The organism is Burkholderia sp. S171 (genome assembly GCF_009766085.1).
GTDB lineage: Bacteria > Pseudomonadota > Gammaproteobacteria > Burkholderiales > Burkholderiaceae > Caballeronia.
Genome location: NZ_LMUF01000030.1, coordinates 161,282 through 176,849 on the forward strand (window position 1 = coordinate 161,282; position 15,568 = coordinate 176,849).

The 15,568-nt window shown below is 62.5% G+C and carries 12 protein-coding genes; 5 read left to right on the forward strand and 7 right to left on the reverse strand.

The genetic code is table 11. The features are described 5' to 3' along the window. Positions 1-299 precede the first annotated feature (299 nt). The 3 genes from hemC to GSQ93_RS14625 are packed head-to-tail and all read left to right on the forward strand — an operon-like array spanning position 300 to position 4,731. Positions 300-1,328, forward strand: coding sequence for a hydroxymethylbilane synthase (gene hemC / locus GSQ93_RS14615; protein WP_158936394.1), 1,029 nt, complete (start codon positions 300-302; stop codon positions 1,326-1,328). Beyond that, positions 1,328-3,538, forward strand: a complete 2,211-nt coding sequence (gene hemDX / locus GSQ93_RS14620; RefSeq protein ID WP_158936395.1) for a fused uroporphyrinogen-III synthase HemD/membrane protein HemX — start codon at positions 1,328-1,330, stop codon at positions 3,536-3,538. The genes hemC and hemDX overlap by 1 nt, the downstream gene beginning before the upstream one ends. Next, entirely contained in the window at positions 3,538-4,731 is a 1,194-nt protein-coding gene (locus GSQ93_RS14625; protein WP_174254631.1) for a heme biosynthesis protein HemY, read from the forward strand. Before hemDX ends, GSQ93_RS14625 begins: the two co-directional genes overlap by 1 nt. Positions 4,732-4,788: 57 nt before the next feature. On the opposite strand, the gene GSQ93_RS14630 is transcribed toward GSQ93_RS14625, so the two are convergent. From GSQ93_RS14630 to trxB, 6 genes are all read right to left on the reverse strand, one after another. Next, the gene (locus tag GSQ93_RS14630; protein ID WP_158936397.1) at positions 4,789-6,300 is read right to left on the reverse strand and encodes a TolC family outer membrane protein; all 1,512 of its coding nucleotides are present in this window, start codon (positions 6,298-6,300) and stop codon (positions 4,789-4,791) included. Positions 6,301-6,361: 61 nt separating this feature from the next. Next, entirely contained in the window at positions 6,362-6,685 is a 324-nt protein-coding gene (locus GSQ93_RS14635; protein ID WP_158936398.1) for a rhodanese-like domain-containing protein, read from the reverse strand. Between the two features lie 152 nt (positions 6,686-6,837). Further along, positions 6,838-7,491, reverse strand: coding sequence for a protein-L-isoaspartate O-methyltransferase (locus GSQ93_RS14640; RefSeq protein WP_158936399.1), 654 nt, complete (start codon positions 7,489-7,491; stop codon positions 6,838-6,840). Positions 7,492-7,671: 180 nt separating this feature from the next. Then, positions 7,672-8,292: a trimeric intracellular cation channel family protein gene (locus GSQ93_RS14645; protein ID WP_158936400.1), complete on the reverse strand. Its 621-nt coding sequence runs from the start codon at positions 8,290-8,292 to the stop codon at positions 7,672-7,674. Positions 8,293-8,294: 2 nt separating this feature from the next. Beyond that, positions 8,295-9,149: a Smr/MutS family protein gene (locus GSQ93_RS14650; protein WP_158936401.1), complete on the reverse strand. Its 855-nt coding sequence runs from the start codon at positions 9,147-9,149 to the stop codon at positions 8,295-8,297. A 267-nt stretch (positions 9,150-9,416) separates the two neighbouring features. Further along, positions 9,417-10,412 (reverse strand): thioredoxin-disulfide reductase, encoded by a 996-nt coding sequence (trxB, locus tag GSQ93_RS14655; protein ID WP_158936402.1) that lies wholly within the window; start codon positions 10,410-10,412, stop codon positions 9,417-9,419. 379 nt (positions 10,413-10,791) lie between these two features. Here trxB and GSQ93_RS14660 point away from each other — a divergent pair, with 379 nt between their 5' ends. Further along, positions 10,792-13,101, forward strand: coding sequence for a DNA translocase FtsK (locus GSQ93_RS14660; RefSeq protein ID WP_158936403.1), 2,310 nt, complete (start codon positions 10,792-10,794; stop codon positions 13,099-13,101). 21 nt (positions 13,102-13,122) lie between these two features. Then, entirely contained in the window at positions 13,123-13,824 is a 702-nt protein-coding gene (lolA, locus tag GSQ93_RS14665; protein ID WP_158936404.1) for an outer membrane lipoprotein chaperone LolA, read from the forward strand. A 241-nt stretch (positions 13,825-14,065) separates the two neighbouring features. Here lolA and cytX read toward each other — a convergent pair whose 3' ends face one another. Then, positions 14,066-15,430 carry a putative hydroxymethylpyrimidine transporter CytX gene (gene cytX / locus GSQ93_RS14670; RefSeq protein ID WP_158936405.1) on the reverse strand — a complete coding sequence of 455 codons (1,365 nt, stop codon included), beginning with the start codon at positions 15,428-15,430 and terminating at the stop codon, positions 14,066-14,068. Between the last annotated feature and the right edge of the window lie 138 nt (positions 15,431-15,568).

Sequence of the window (15,568 nt, forward strand, 5' to 3'; positions counted from 1 at the left end):
GCGCCAGAAAACGAAAAGGCGCGAGACCGCCGGCCGGTGCGACGTTCGACTGCTTTGCCATGCCTCACTACACCGTAGCGGATGAAACCTGAGATTGCGAAGGCGTCCTGCCGCGGCCACGCGATAAAATGCGGCCCCGGCGATGCCGCGCGATGCGGCACGCCCTTGCTGTCTCCGTCCTGCCGCTTTGCTCGAAGCCACGCGCCGTGGCGCTCCGGCGCGAGGTCCGACTGTAATTAGGCAATGGCGTGCGTGCTACCATTGTTTGTTATCCATCCCGTCATCCGATTGACTCTGCAATGAACTCCGAGACGCCTTCCACGCCACCGCCCGACAGTCTGGTCATTGCCTCGCGGGAAAGCCGTCTAGCCATGTGGCAGGCTGAGCACGTGCGGTTTGCGCTGCACAAATTATATCCATCTTGCGACGTCAAAATCCTCGGAATGACGACACGCGGCGATCAGATTCTCGACCGGACCTTATCGAAGGTCGGCGGCAAGGGCCTGTTCGTCAAGGAACTGGAAGCTGCGCTCGCCGACGGCCGCGCCGACCTGGCCGTGCATTCGCTCAAAGACGTGCCCATGGAACTGCCTGACGGTTTCACGCTGAGCACGATTCTTGAACGCGAAGATCCCCGCGATGCCTTCGTCTCGCCGCACTATGCGTCGCTCGAGGAGCTGCCTGAGGGCAGCATCGTGGGGACGTCCAGCCTGCGCCGCGAAGCCATGTTGCGCATGCAATTCCCTCATCTCGATGTCCGTCCGTTGCGCGGTAACCTCGATACCCGGCTAGGCAAACTTGATCGCGGTGATTACGCGGCAATCATCCTTGCTGCTGCCGGGTTGAAACGCCTTGGCCTCGAATCACGGATCCGCGCCAGTTTGCCGGTCGAAATCAGCCTGCCGGCTGCAGGGCAAGGTGCGCTGGGTATCGAGATCCGCGCCGGCCGCGACAATCTCGCCGCGTGGCTCGCACCCTTGCATCATCATGCAACGGCCGCAGCGGTCGAAGCTGAACGGATGGTGTCGCGCTCGCTCGGCGGCAGTTGCGAAGTGCCGCTCGCCGCCTATGCCGACTGGCGCGACGGCGTGCTGCATCTGCGCGGGTGTGTATCGACTGTCGACGGCACGCGGGTCCTGCGCGCAGAAGGCTCGGCCGCGGCCGCTGATGTACAGGCCGCGCTGGATCTCGGCAGTCGCGTGTCGGCCGAACTTGAGGCGCAAGGCGCAATGGATATCGTCCGTGAGTTGAGCACCGCGAGCGGCGCGCATCTTCCTCCCGCTGCTCCCGCTGCTCCCGTTCCTCCCGCTGCCTCGCCTGCCGACTGATGGCGAGCGCTCAAGGATCTGCCCATTCATCGGCTGGACGGCCAACGCCACGACCAGTCGTTGTAGTCACGCGTCCTTTGGGCCAGTCGGTCGCGTTGCTCGCGCTGCTTGCTCGCGCTGGTTTCGAGTCGATCGAGTTTCCGCTCATCGATATCGGCACGGTGACCGATGCCGCGCCGCTGCACGCCGCGCTCGGCGAGCTTTACGCGCCCGCACCGCTTGGCTTTGCGCTGGTGGTGTTCGTGTCGCCGAACGCAATCGATCACGCGTTTGCCGCGCTCAGTTCAGCGTGGCCTACGCAAATACCGGTGGGCGTAGTCGGCCCCGGCAGCGTGGCGGCGCTCGCCCGGCAAGGCGTGACGGCACCCGCCTATACGATCATCAGCCCGGCGGCCGGCGCGACGGTGACCGAAACACCCACGGACCCTCGTTACGATTCCGAGGCGTTGCATGCGGCTATCGAAGCGCATTTCGGCGCCGATGGTCTCAAGGACAAACGTGTACTGATCGTGCGCGGCGACGGCGGCCGTGAGTGGCTGGCGGACGCGCTCAGTGCTGCGGGCGCGAACGTGGAGAAGGTCGCGGCGTACCGGCGCATCGTGCCGGAACCATCCATGCGCGACTGGGAACGCATTCACGCATTGCTCGCTGGCGAGCCGCACGCGTGGCTGCTGACGAGCTCGGAAGGCGTGCGCAATCTCGAAGAGCTTGCCCGCGAGCATCTCACCGTCGATGAAACCCTCACGCTCAAGCACGTGCCACTCGTCACGCCGCATCCGCGTATTGCCGAAGCCTCGCGGCAAGCGGGTTTTGATAGGATTACGGTGTCCGGCGCCGGCGATGAGCGTATCGTCCAGGCGCTTGCCGGCATCTTCGCTGCAGCATCGGAACCGACCGCGAATCAACGAAAAGCCGAACAAGAACCCGGCGCGCAGGTTGCAAAAGCGCCGGAACATGGATACAAGGCCTCGACGGCAGCGCCGTTCAGCCAATCCAGTCAAACCAACCAGGAGTCCGCGCCGACGGATTCCAGGCCGGCTTCAAACCCGGCTCACCAACCGGCTCAATCACGCATGACTGATTCGATCGATTCAAGTAAAACCGCCCCGCAGTCCGCTACGTCGACTTCGTCGCCGTCGTCGAACCCGCCGAACACACCGTTCACGCCCTACGAGTCTCAGCCAAAACAGCGTGGCGGCGGCGCGGGCACTGCGCTGCTGTGGCTGGTGCTGCTGATTGTCGTGGTGGTCGCGGGCGTGGGCGGATTCATGCTCAACCGCAAGTTCGATCAGCGCGACGCGCAACTCGCGCAACGTTTGCAAGCGAGCGACGCGCAAACGGCCGCGTTGCGTGCACAGGCCGATCAGGCCGCCAGTTCGGTGTCGGTGATCAACACGCAGATCATCCAGTTCCAGGGCAAACTCACCGACGCGCAAGCGCAAAGCCAGGCGCTGCAACAGCAATACCAGGATCTGGCGAGCAATCGCGATGACTGGACGCTCGCCGAAGTCGAGCAGATCCTGTCGAGCGCGAGCCAGCAGTTGCAGCTCACCGGCAACGTCCAGCTCGCGCTGTTCGCGCTGCAAAGCGCGGATACGCGCCTGGCCGCCACAACGGGTCCGCAGATCGTGACGATCCGCAAGGCCATCGCGCAGGACATGGATAAGCTGCACGCAACGCCGTCCACGGATCTCACCGGGCTGGCCATCAAGCTCGATACAGCAATCGATCAGATCGACTCCCTGCCGTTGGCGGGCGAAGCGCCGATCACGCCGGCCACCGCCCACGCCGATACCCCGCGCGACACCGCCTCCATTGCAGCCGCGACCGGCCAGCCAGTTTGGAAAGTGTGGTTGCAGCAGATTGCCAGCGGTATCGGGCAACAGTTGTCGAGCTTGGTGACGGTGCGTCGTATCGATAACGCCGACGCGATGCTTGCATCGCCGGATCAAGGTTATTTCGTGCGCGAAAACGTGAAGCTGCGCTTGTTGTCGGCGCGGTTGTCGTTGTTGTCACGCAGTGAACCCGCGCTCAAGTCGGATCTTCATGCAGCGGACACGGCAATCGGCCGCTATTTCGATCAGTCGTCGGGCAAGGTCAAGGCCGTTCATACGCTCTTGCAGCAGGTCGATCAGGCGTCGCTCGCGGTCACCGTGCCTGATCTCAACGCGAGTCTCGCGGCAGTCCACCAGTTCAAGCGAGGCGGATGATGACGATGCGCGGACTCATCTGGTTTGTACTGCTGTTCGCAGCAGCTGCGGGCCTGGCGCTCGTCGGCGTCTTCGACGGCGGGCAAGTGCTGCTGGTCATGCCGCCTTATCGGGTGGATATATCGCTGAATCTGTTCGTGGTGGCGCTGGTCGTGTCGTTCATCGTGATCTACACCGTGCTTCGCGCCGTTCGCAGCGTGCTGAAAATGCCGCAGCGCGTGTCGGCGTACCGGACCCGTTCGCGGCTCGCGAAGGCAAATGCCGCGTTGCGCGATGCCATCGGCCATTTGTATGCGGGACGTTTTTCCAAGGCGGAGAAGTCCGCACGCGATTCCCTGATCGCCGATGAAAACGCGGGCGCGGCAGGACTGATCGGTGCGAAGGCGGCGCATGAGATGAACGAATATGCCCGTCGCGACGAATGGCTCGCCAAGGTGCAGGACAGCGACTGGCAGGACGCACGGTTGATGGCCACCGCCGACATGCGCGCCGATGGCCGCGATGCGGACGGCGCGCTGGTTGCATTGACCGAGATGCAGGCGCAGGGCGGCCGGCGGCTGCATGCGCAGCAGATTGCGTTGCGCGCGCAGCAGCAGTTGAAGAACTGGGGCGAAGTGCTGAAGCTCGTCAAGACGCTGGAGAAACGCGAGGCGCTGCATCCGGCGGTCGCGGTGCGCTTGCGTCAGGTTGCGTCGGAGAATTTGCTGCGTGACCGCCGTCATAACCCGGACGCGTTGCTGGAGTTCTGGCAGTCGTTATCGGCGACTGAGCGGCAATCGCCTCGTCTTGCGGATCTTGCTGCCGAACTGCTGATCGCGCTGGATCGAAGGAACGACGCACGGAAGATCGTTGAGGAAGCGTTGAATCACAACTGGGACGCGCGCTTGTTGCGGCGGTATCCGGATTGCGCGTCACCCGGCGACGCATTGCCGTTGATTCAGCGCGCCGAAGCGTGGCAGAAGGAGCGCACCGAAGACGCGGACCTGATGTTCACGCTTGGGCGGTTGTGTCTGCATCAGCAGTTGTGGGGCAAGGCGCAGGCGTTCCTGGAGTCGGCATTGAAGCTCGCGGACAACGAACCGTTGAAGATTCGCACGCATCGGGCGCTGGCTCGTTTGCACGAACAACTCGGCGATAGCGAAAAGGCGAGCCTGCATTATCGCGAGAGTGCGTTGGCAATGAACGTGGTTTGAGTTTTACGGGCTTTAAGAAAACCGCGGGCTTCTTTTCTAAAAGAAGCCCGCGGTTTTTTATTGCGGCATCGAGCGGCGGCCAACCGCGTTCGTTTTACGCGCCGCCGCGCCCGGATGCGGCACGCTCGGCGCCACCGGCAATGCAATCAGCGCGGTGTCGTCGGTAGGCGAGAGCAGCGTGTTGAGCGAGAGCACATCGCTATCGGTCAGGCTGGCCGCGGATGCCTTCAGCTTCAGCGAATTGATCAGCGTGTCGTAGCGCGCTTTCGCGAGATCGCGTCGTGCCGAAAAGAGCTGGTCCTGCGCGTTGAGCACATCGATATTGATCCGCACGCCCACCTGATACCCCAGCAGATTCGATTCAAGCGACGTCCGCGCGGATTGTTCTGCGGTTTGGAGCGCGCGGACCTGTGCGAGTCCACTCGATACCCCAAGAAACGCCTGTCTCGCCGATAACGCCGCCGACCGCCGCGCCGCGTCCAGGTCCGCTGCCGCCTTGTCTTCCAGCGCCAGCGTCTGGCGCACGCGGCTTTGCGTGGCGCCCCCTTCGTACAACGGAATGGTGAGCTGAACGCCGACGGTCGCGTTGGAGTAATACGCGCCGTAATTGCCCAGTTCGGCTGTGGCCGCCGGTACCTCTGGCGAGAGCGTATTCGCGCCGCTGCCAAAACCGCCGCCGAAATTTCCACCGAAGTTGCCGGCACCTGCCGCGCCCAGACTGTTTTTCCCGTAGCTTGCGATCAGATCGAGCGTCGGATAGTGGCCGGCCTTCGCCTTCAATGTCTCGCGCTGCGAGTTCGCCACCGCCAGTTGCTTGAGCACGACCTGATAGTTCGCGTCGCGTGCCATGTCGACCCATTGCTGCATGTCGGCGGGAACAGGCGGCGGCAGCGTCACGCCCTGCGCCAGACCGTCCACGCGCGTCACCGGATGCCCGACGATCTGCTCCAGTGCCGCCAGCTTTACCTCAAGGTCGTTCTGCGCCGCAATTTGCTGCGAGATCGCCTGATCGTATTTGGCTTGGGCTTCGTTGGTATCGGTGATGGTCGACTGGCCGACATCGAACGAGCGTTTCGCCGATTCCAGCTGCTCGGCAATCGATGCCTTTTGCGAGCGCACGATTGCCACGCTGTCCTGCGCGGAAAGGGCGTCGAAGTACGCCTGGCCGAGCCGCACGATCAGGTCCTGACGGGCGGCTGCGAACTGCGCCTGCGCGGACGTCAGGGCAATCTGGCCTTGTTGATACCCTTGCCAGCTCGCGACGTTGATGAGCGGTTGCGTCAGCGAAACGGTGTAACCGTTGCTATTGCCCGTCGATGCCGGGAAGCCGCCGCCAAGTTCCGTGCGCTGCTCGCTGGCAGTCACCGACGCCGAGAGTTGCGGCAACAGTTTCGCGCGGGCTTGCGGCAATTGCTCGCTGTCGGCGGTGAGGCCGGCACGCGCGCTCTGAAGCTGCGCGTCGGTTTCAAGCGCTTCGTCGTAGAGCTGATTGAGACTCACGGCCGAAGCCGGCGAGCACGCAAACCCGGTGCCAAGACTGCATAGCGCAAGTGCGAACATCGGGCGCATGCGATTCGTCCGGGACCGGTGATCGGATTGGGGTAGAACGACTAAAACGACAGCGGCCGGATTAGTACGTGGGAACGGCCGGGTCGACCTGACGCGACCATGCATCAATGCCGCCGAACAGGTTGAACACCTGCGTAAAGCCGCGCGATTCCAGGAACATGCCGACTTGCGCGCTACGGGCGCCGTGATGACAGATGCAGACGACCTGCGCTTCGTCGTCCAGTTCTTCGCTGCGGGCGGGGATATCGCGCATCGGGATGGCGACAATGTTGGCGAGCTTGGCGGTTTCGATTTCCCACGGTTCGCGGACGTCGAGCAGGACAGGGGCGGGACGCGATGTATCGGCGAGCCATTCGGCCAGTTCGGGTGCGGACAGATTTTGCATGGGATTCCGGTGAAAATGGTGAGCGACGGCGAGCCGGGCGGCCCGCCGGTGCTACCCGCACACACAAAGGTGCAGCTTGCAGCGTGATGCTTCGGACTCGTCGCGTAACGCCATGGGCGCCAGCGCGAGTCCGAACGTAAAACCTAGCCGTGTCAGAACTTGAAGCGCGACGGATGCACGGCGTTCTTGAGCGGCGGGATCAGCGTTTCGAAAATATCGGCGACGCGGAATTGCTTTTCGTCCACGCGCGTAATGATCTGCGCCTTCATGACCGGCGCGCCGCCGACAAACGCCGCCAGCCGGCCGCCGATCTTCAACTGATCGAGGAATTCCTGCGGCATGACTGGCAGGCCGCCCGAGACGCAGATCACGTCGTAGGGCTCGCCTTCTTTCCAGCCCAGCGCGCCGTCACCGAGCACGACCTGCGCATTCGACACGCCGTTCGCCGCCAGGTTTTCTGCAGCCAGCTTCGCGAGTTCGGGCTCGATTTCGACGCTAGTGACCGAACGGCCGCGTGCCGCGAGTAGAGCCGCCATGTAACCCGAACCAGCACCGATCTCCAGCACGATTTCGTGCTTTTTCACGGCCAGTTCCTGCAGCACCCGCGCTTCGACTCGCGGAAACAGCATGTGTTGGCCGGCGGGCAGCGGAATTTCGAGATCCGCGAACGCGATGTTGCGATACGCGGCCGGAACGAAATTTTCACGCTTGACGATCGACAGCAGGTTCAGGACGTCCTGGTCCAGCACATCCCAGGGACGGATCTGCTGTTCGATCATGTTGAAACGCGCTTGCTCGATGTTCATGTTCAGTCTGCGGGTCGATCGACCGTTGAGGTGGAGTTGACGTAACGAGTTAACGTAAATGCAAGTAAATGCAATGCCGGAAATAAGGCGAAAATCGAGGACAGATTGTAGCAAATAGCCGGCGGCTTTCGCTGGCGCGTGTGGGCGGGGCCGGCGTTGCGATCCTGCAGCGAGCACGGGTCAGTGCGGTAAACGCACGTCCAGCTTGAGCGTGACCAGCCGTGCGATTAATGTGAACCCGGTCGATATCAGCACGTTGTACACCCCTTCCAGCCCTAGCCAGTCGAGTCCGAGATACAGCCAGCAACCCGCGAACGCACATACCGCATACGGGCGCGAATCGCGCAGGATCAACGGCACCTCGTTACAGAGCACGTCCCGCATGATGCCGCCGAATACCCCCGTCACCACGCCCATCATGGCCGCCGTGAACGCGGGCATTCCCGCATCGAGTGCAATTGACGTCCCGGAAATGCTGAATAGACCTAGCCCGATGGCGTCGGCGATCAGCAACGCCCGCTGATCGAACAGGCGGGTGGTCGTGCGCAGCAGGAAAGGCGCAAAAATCGCCATGATGAAGATGACGATCACATAGTCCTGATGCTGGACCCAGTAAAACGGCCGGCGCGACAGCAGCACATCGCGCATCGTGCCGCCGCCAAAAGCGGTGGCAAGCGCCACCAGAAAGGCCCCGACGGCATCCAGCCGGCGCTTTCTCGCTTCGATCAACCCGGAAATCGCATACGCGAAGATCGCGAACGCTTCCATGATCGAGATAGCCAGCGTGAGCCTGGGATGCACGGTCACAGCTCCTTTCGCTGGTCGCGCCGGTGGTCGGAGTCGTGATCTCTGTGAGGCACGTGATCCCGGTCTTGCGGATGACTGTGATGCTGCGGCGAGCTGCCCGGCTGGAGCAGCACCAGCACGGCGCCCGCGCCGCCATCGTGCGGCCGCGCCTGACAGAATGCGATCACTTCCTCTTTCTGCACGAGCCACGCGCGCACTTTGCCCTTGAGCACCGGTTCGCGTCCGATCGACCCAAGTCCCTTGCCGTGAATCACGCGCAGGCAGCGCAGCCCGCGTTTCACAGACTCGCGGATAAATTCCGACAGTGCCTCACGCGCTTCCTCGCGCCGCATGCCGTGCAGGTCGAGTTGCGCCTGCACGATCCATGCGCCGCGCCGCAGTTTGCGCACCACTTCCTGACGCACGCCGTGGCGGCAATAGGAGAGGGAGTCGTCGGTATCGAGCAGGCTTTCGGGATCGAATTCGTCGGAGAGCGCTTCGTGCAGGACCGCTTCTTCATCCAGACGCGTCTGCAACGGCAGCGGTGACGGCGGCACGCGCGGCAGCGGCATGCGGGGCGGGACTTTCAGCGGTTCCACTTCGCCGATCGAACGACGGAACACATCCGCGTCCGCCACGGCTTCCCGCTCGGCCAGCACGGCCGCGGCGCGCTGTATCTTGCGTTTGGCCGCAGTGGCCTCAAGCGAGCTGCGCAACGCGCCGAGTCCGGCGAGGCCGTCGCGTTTCAAGGCTGCCGACAATGCTTCCGGCGTCGGCGCAGCGGCCTTCGGCGCAGCGGCGGCAGCGCCCGGCGCGGCGTCGCGCGGGCGTTTCGGCTTGGGTTCGTTCGGATGGGGCAGGTTCTTGGGCATTGCACGGCGGAAGAAAATGCACGGCGGCGGAACATGGTTCAGCCGCTATCGGAAACCCTTTTTAACATGGGAAGAGGAAAAATCGGCGGGGCGGGCGTTTTCTGACCCATTTTCATCCGGCGACGACCGCGCTCAAAATGAAAACGCCGGCCGATCCAGGGGATCGTAACCGGCGTTCTTTGTAATCGGCATACCAACACGGCAATACCGACGCGTATTCGAGCGGCGCAGAAATTCTTGTTACTCAGACGCCGCCTCTTTCGCCGCTTACCGCTCCGCTTCGGCGCTCATCGAGTGCACGGCGGGGTTTTCGTCGATGCTTTCAAGATAGCGCTGCGCATCGAGTGCGGCCATACAGCCCGTGCCGGCACTGGTGACAGCCTGGCGATAGATATGATCCTGCACGTCGCCGGCGGCGAACACGCCCGGAATGCTCGTGCCCGTCGCGTTGCCTTGCAGGCCGCCGTGCGTGATGATGTAGCCGTTTTTCATCTCGAGCTGGCCGACGAACAGGTCCGTATTCGGCTTGTGGCCGATCGCGACAAACACGCCTTGCAGCGCTACGTCGCTGGTCGTGCCGGTGTCGGTGCATTTGATGCGCAAGCCGGTCACGCCGGAAGCATCGCCCGTGACTTCGTCCAGCACGTGGTTCCACTTGATGTCGACCAAGCCTTCCTTTTCCTTCGCGAGCAAGCGGTCGATCAGGATCGGCTCGGCGCGAAACTTGTCGCGCCGATGAACTACCGTCACCTTCTTGGCGATACCCGACAGGTACAGCGCCTCTTCCACGGCCGTGTTGCCGCCGCCGATCACGGCGACTTCGCCGTTCTTGTAGAAGAAACCGTCGCAGGTTGCGCAAGCAGACACGCCCTTGCCCATGAACGCTTCTTCCGACGGCACGCCCAGATATTGCGCCGATGCACCCGTCGCAATGATCAGCGAGTCGCAGGTGTACTCGCCCGAGTCGCCGATCAGGCGGATAGGCCGTTCGGTCAGCTTGGCGGTGTGGATGTGATCGAAGACAATCTCAGTGTTGAAGCGCTCGGCGTGCTCCAGCAAACGCTGCATCAGTTCCGGGCCTTGCACGCCCAATGGGTCGCCGGGCCAGTTTTCGACGTCGGTGGTGGTCATGAGTTGACCGCCCTGCGCCAAGCCCGTGATCAGCAACGGCGACAGGTTGGCACGCGCCGCGTAGACAGCGGCGGTGTAGCCGGCGGGGCCGGAACCGAGAATCAGCACTTTTGCGTGTTTGGGCGAAGACATGAGAGCAATCCGTTGTGGTTAGGGCCGAACCGTTGATCCGCGGTGATCCGCCTTGATCTGATAAACGATTCATATCGGCTTGAGCGCGCGGACGGTGGAAAGTCGCTCGTGGCGGCGAACCGCATGCCACGCACTGCTGCCGATGACCTGTAGTTAGGTGCGAATTCGTCATTATAAAGGGGCTAAAGAACGCTCGCCGAATGATCCTTTCAATCGCAGCCATAGCGCGCTCCAACGCTCGCAGCGTGTAACTCGTGTGTTACAGGGTGAAACCGCAGACCATTTTTGCTCGATCATCGCAACGCAGCGTTTACAATGCGTCATTAAACCTGTCGACCCGACGCACGCCGTGTGGCGGGTCAGAAAGCCTTACGGATCAATGGCAAAAGCTACCTATTCTGCAAGCGCGCAGGCATTGCCGCACCGCATGTCGCGCCTTTTCACCGAGATTCGATGGATCCTGCAGGTCGCGCTCGGCGTGTTCCTGCTCATGGCGCTGGTGAGCTACAGCCGCCACGATCCAAGCTGGACCCACGCCGCCCAAGTCGACCAGATCGCCAACTGGGCCGGCCGCGTGGGCGCGTGGACAGCAGACATCCTGCTGCTTTTGTTCGGCTTGTCCGCTTACTGGTGGGTCGTGTTGCTGGTGCGGCGGATCATCGCGAATTATCGGCGGATCACGAATCACGAGGCGGCAGATGAAGCGCCGGCGAAAGATCGCACGTGGCTGGCCGAGGCGTTCGCGTTCGTACTGGTGCTGGTTTCCAGCGACGGGATTGAAGCGTTGCGGATGTGGTCGCTCAAGGTGCAGGTGCCCCGCGCGCCGGGCGGCGTGATCGGTGAGGCGGTTGCGCACGGCGTGTCCCATGCGCTGGGTTTCACCGGCGCGACGTTGTTCCTGCTGATCGCGCTGGCGATCGGTTTGTCGCTGTATTTCAACTTCTCCTGGCTGTCCGTCTGCGAAAAAACCGGCGACGCCATCATGGCGACCATCACGGGCGCAAGAATGCGCCGTGAAGCCGGCCGCGACCGCAAGCTGGGCGAAGTGGCGGCTGAGAAACGCGAAGGCAAGGTCGTGCGCGGGCGCGTGAAGATCGAGGAACAAGAGCCGGTGATGATCGTGCCGCCAGTCACCCCGGCTAAATCGGCACGTGTGGAGAAGGAAAAGCAGGTGCCGCTTTTCACCGATCTCCCCGGTGACTCCACGCTGCCGCCGCTCGCTTTGCTCGACGCCGCGCCGGAAGTGAAGGAAACCATTTCCGCCGACACACTCGAATACACGTCACGGCTGATCGAGAAAAAGCTGAAGGATTTCGGCGTCGAAGTGTCCGTGGTTGCCGCGTACCCGGGCCCAGTCGTGACGCGCTACGAAATCGAGCCAGCAACTGGAGTGAAGGGCTCGCAGATCGTCGGGCTGGCGAAGGATCTGGCGCGTTCGCTGTCGCTGGTCTCCATTCGGGTGGTCGAGACCATTCCGGGCAAGAATTTCATGGCGCTGGAATTGCCGAATCAGCGCCGCCAGACCGTGCGCCTGTCCGAGATCCTCGGTTCGCAGGTTTATGCCGATGCCGCTTCGCCTCTGACCATGGGGCTGGGCAAGGATATTGGCGGCAAGCCAATATGCGCCGACCTCGCGAAGATGCCCCACTTGTTGGTGGCGGGCACCACGGGCTCGGGCAAGTCGGTGGGGATCAACGCGATGATCCTGTCGCTGTTGTACAAAGCCACCGCCGACGAAGTACGCATGATCCTTATCGACCCGAAGATGCTCGAAATGAGTGTCTACGAAGGCATTCCGCATTTGCTCTGTCCGGTCGTCACCGACATGCGGCAGGCCGGCAACGCGCTCAACTGGGCGGTGGCCGAAATGGAACGCCGTTACAAGCTGATGAGCAAGATGGGCGTGCGTAATCTGGCGGGCTTCAACAACAAGATCGACGAAGCCACCAAGCGCGAGGAGAAGATTCCGAATCCGTTTAGTCTCACGCCGGAAGAACCGGAACCGCTTAACCGCTTGCCGACCATCGTGGTCGTGATCGACGAACTCGCCGACCTGATGATGGTGGTCGGCAAAAAGGTGGAAGAGTTGATCGCGCGGATTGCGCAGAAAGCGCGCGCGGCCGGGATTCACCTGATTCTCGCTACGCAGCGGCCATCGGTGGACGTGATCACCGGGTTGATCAAAGCCAACGTGCCCACGCGGATGGCGTTCCAGGTGTCGTCGAAGATTGATTCGCGGACCATCCTCGATCAGCAGGGCGCGGAATCCTTGCTCGGCATGGGCGACATGCTTTATCTGCCGCCGGGATCAGGGTTGCCCGTGCGTGTGCACGGCGCGTTTGTATCGGATGAAGAAGTGCATCGCGTGGTGGCCAAGCTCAAGGAGCACGGCGAGCCGAACTACATTGAAGGCATTCTCGAGGGCGGCGTGCTGGGCGATGGCGAGGACGGTGCGCCAGGCGCTGCAGGCGCGGGCGGAGAAGGCGAAGCCGATCCTCTCTACGACCAGGCCGTCGAAATCGTGATCAAGAACCGCCGCGCGTCGATCTCGCTTGTGCAGCGGCATCTGCGGATCGGTTATAACCGGGCAGCAAGGCTGCTCGAGCAAATGGAAAATTCGGGACTCGTTTCGTCGATGTCCTCGAACGGCAATCGCGAAATCCTCACGCCGGCGCGTGAAACCGAATAAGGTTATCTGGAGAGTTTTTATATGCAGTCAGTTTTGAGATCGGCTTTGAGAGCAACGTTGCGGTCGAGTAGCCGCACAGTCAAAGCCGTCGTTTTCGGCGCTTCCATGTTGCTGGCGTCGCAGGCTTTCGCAAGCGGTACCGAGCAATTGAAGGCGTTTATTGCGCAGGTTCACGCGGCGCACGGCAACTTTGTCCAGCGTGAGGTGAAGGCGCCGAGTAAAGCGGCGGCATCGGCTACGCAGGGCATGGCGTCGCGGCTCGGCGGCACGTCGAGCGGTACGTTCACGTTCGCGCGGCCGGGCAAGTTCATCTGGTCGTACGACAAACCGTACGCGCAAGTGCTGCAGGCTGACGGCGACAAGCTCTACGTCTACGACAAAGACCTGAACCAGGTCACCATCCGGGCGCTGGGCAATGCGCTGGGCGCGAGTCCGGCTGCAATTCTCTTCGGCAGCAACGACCTCGACAAGAATTTCACGTCGCGCGACGCGGGCGTGAAGGATGGCATCGACTGGCTGGAACTGACGCCGAAAGCGCAGGACACGCAATTCCAGCAGGTGGGTATCGGCTTCAAGAACGGCAATCTCGAAGCGATGGAACTGCACGACGTGTTCGGCAATGTCACCTTGCTGACGTTCTCGAATATCGAGAAGAATCCGCCGCTGAAGGCCGATCAGTTCAAGTTCATCGTGCCGAAGGGCGCGGATGTGATCAACGGCTGACGTAGTAAAGGTGGATCAGGCAGGCTTGCAAGGCAGGCGAGGGGATCTGATGGTCATCACGCTTGAACCCCTCGCCCAACGCTACATAATTCACCGCGTGATTCTGCGCTCGCCCGGCCGAGTGAATCTACACTCGATTCAGCGACTGAATCTAAGCTCAATTCACCGCTTAAAATTCCGCTCCAGTCAGCGACCGACTTAACGCTCGACTGACCGGCTGAATTTACTCTCGATTCACCCACTACGTCGCTGACGACTGTTGCTGCTCCCGGCGGCCGCCCACCAACGCCAGATACGCCAGCGCCCCCACCACAAGCGCAGGCAGCGTGGCGCCGAGAGTCGGCAGCCACTGATTGATCGCGTGATACGCCGCGATTCCCAGCGCCCACGCAACAAACCCGCTTACGTGCCAACCGCCGGAGAACCCGTAAGGTCCGCGCGGATCGGTGAGCGCGGCGATGTCAACGCGACGTTTTCGCACGATAAAGTGATCCACCAGCACCACGCCGAATAGCGGCGCGAACACCGAGCCGATCAGCAGCAGGAAGTTCTGGTACTTGCCCATCTGCACGAGCAGTGCGATCAGCGTGCACAACGCGCCGAACGCTGCCGACAGCAACGGCACGCTGGCCTTCGCCCAGAACGTGCCGGTGGAAACGGCGGCCGAATGAATATCGGCGAAAGCGTTGTCGATTTCATCGATGAGAATCAGCAGCAGCGCAATCCCGCCCGCCGCCTGGGCCAGCGCGACGGTCAGCAGCGCATCGCCGCCGCCGGCCGCGAGGCCGTAGAACGCGCCCAACGCATAAAACCAGATGTTCGCGATTCCATATCCGAACAGCGTGCCGCGGAACGTGCCGCCCGCGCTGTTCCCGAAACGCGTGTAATCGGCGATCAGCGGCAGCCACGACAGTGGCATCGCGACCACTAGGTCGATACCCGCGCCGAACGGCATGTCACCCGTGCCGGGGCGGTTCATCAGCGCGCCAAAGTCTTGTTTCGACAGCAGATTCCACGTCAGCCAGCCCGCGCCCCCGAGCAGCAGCCAGATCCCCCACGTGCGCAAGAAGCGCCGGACGAAGGACAACGGTCCGGTGATCGCGAGCGTTGTCGCCAGCACGCCGAAGATCAAGGTCCAGATCAGCGGCATGGAGAGGCCGAATGATTGTTTGGCGAGGGCATCGGCGGAATCGCGCATGACGATGATTTCGAACGAGCCCCAGCCGACCAGTTGCACCGCGTTGATGACCGCGGGCACGGACGCGCCGCGCAGCCCCAGGGTAGGGCGCAGCGACGACATGGCCGCCAGGCCCGTGTCCGTGCCGATCACGCCCGCGAGCGCCAGCAAGACCACGCCAATCACCGTACCGATCACGATGGCCGCGAGCGCGTGCGGCAGCGACATGCCCGGTACGAGCAGCGCCCCGGCCTGCGCCACCAGCAAGCCGATACCGAGCGAAAACCACAACGCGAAGGCGTCCGATGTGCCGAACGCCCGGCGCGCGGCGGGGACCGGCAGAAGCGGCGCGTAAGTCGATGCGCCGGTTTCGCCGGCCGTGGCTGTCGTGTTCTCCGTCGTGTTCCCGGTAGTGTTTCCTTGTCCCATTCGCGTTTCGTCCTTATTTGTAGGGCTTGGCCCGGTTCATGCGCGTTTCTTCGGTTCGTCCGCGGCTGTCATAATTGCCAAATTGCGTCACCCGTTGCGGCTCGATTCGCGTTTTTTCGAGGCGAAACGTTCATTTTG

Excerpts from the sequence above, each read along its gene's own strand:
- hemC (WP_158936394.1), top strand. The coding sequence starts at position 300 with ATGAACTCCGAGACGCCTTCCACGCCACCGCCCGACAGTCTGGTCATT.
- hemDX (WP_158936395.1), top strand. The coding sequence starts at position 1,328 with ATGGCGAGCGCTCAAGGATCTGCCCATTCATCGGCTGGACGGCCAACG.
- GSQ93_RS14625 (WP_174254631.1), top strand. The coding sequence starts at position 3,538 with ATGACGATGCGCGGACTCATCTGGTTTGTACTGCTGTTCGCAGCAGCT.
- GSQ93_RS14630 (WP_158936397.1), bottom strand. The coding sequence starts at position 6,300 with ATGCGCCCGATGTTCGCACTTGCGCTATGCAGTCTTGGCACCGGGTTT.
- GSQ93_RS14635 (WP_158936398.1), bottom strand. The coding sequence starts at position 6,685 with ATGCAAAATCTGTCCGCACCCGAACTGGCCGAATGGCTCGCCGATACA.
- GSQ93_RS14640 (WP_158936399.1), bottom strand. The coding sequence starts at position 7,491 with ATGAACATCGAGCAAGCGCGTTTCAACATGATCGAACAGCAGATCCGT.
- GSQ93_RS14650 (WP_158936401.1), bottom strand. The coding sequence starts at position 9,149 with ATGCCCAAGAACCTGCCCCATCCGAACGAACCCAAGCCGAAACGCCCG.
- trxB (WP_158936402.1), bottom strand. The coding sequence starts at position 10,412 with ATGTCTTCGCCCAAACACGCAAAAGTGCTGATTCTCGGTTCCGGCCCC.
- GSQ93_RS14660 (WP_158936403.1), top strand. The coding sequence starts at position 10,792 with ATGGCAAAAGCTACCTATTCTGCAAGCGCGCAGGCATTGCCGCACCGC.
- lolA (WP_158936404.1), top strand. The coding sequence starts at position 13,123 with ATGCAGTCAGTTTTGAGATCGGCTTTGAGAGCAACGTTGCGGTCGAGT.
- cytX (WP_158936405.1), bottom strand. The coding sequence starts at position 15,430 with ATGGGACAAGGAAACACTACCGGGAACACGACGGAGAACACGACAGCC.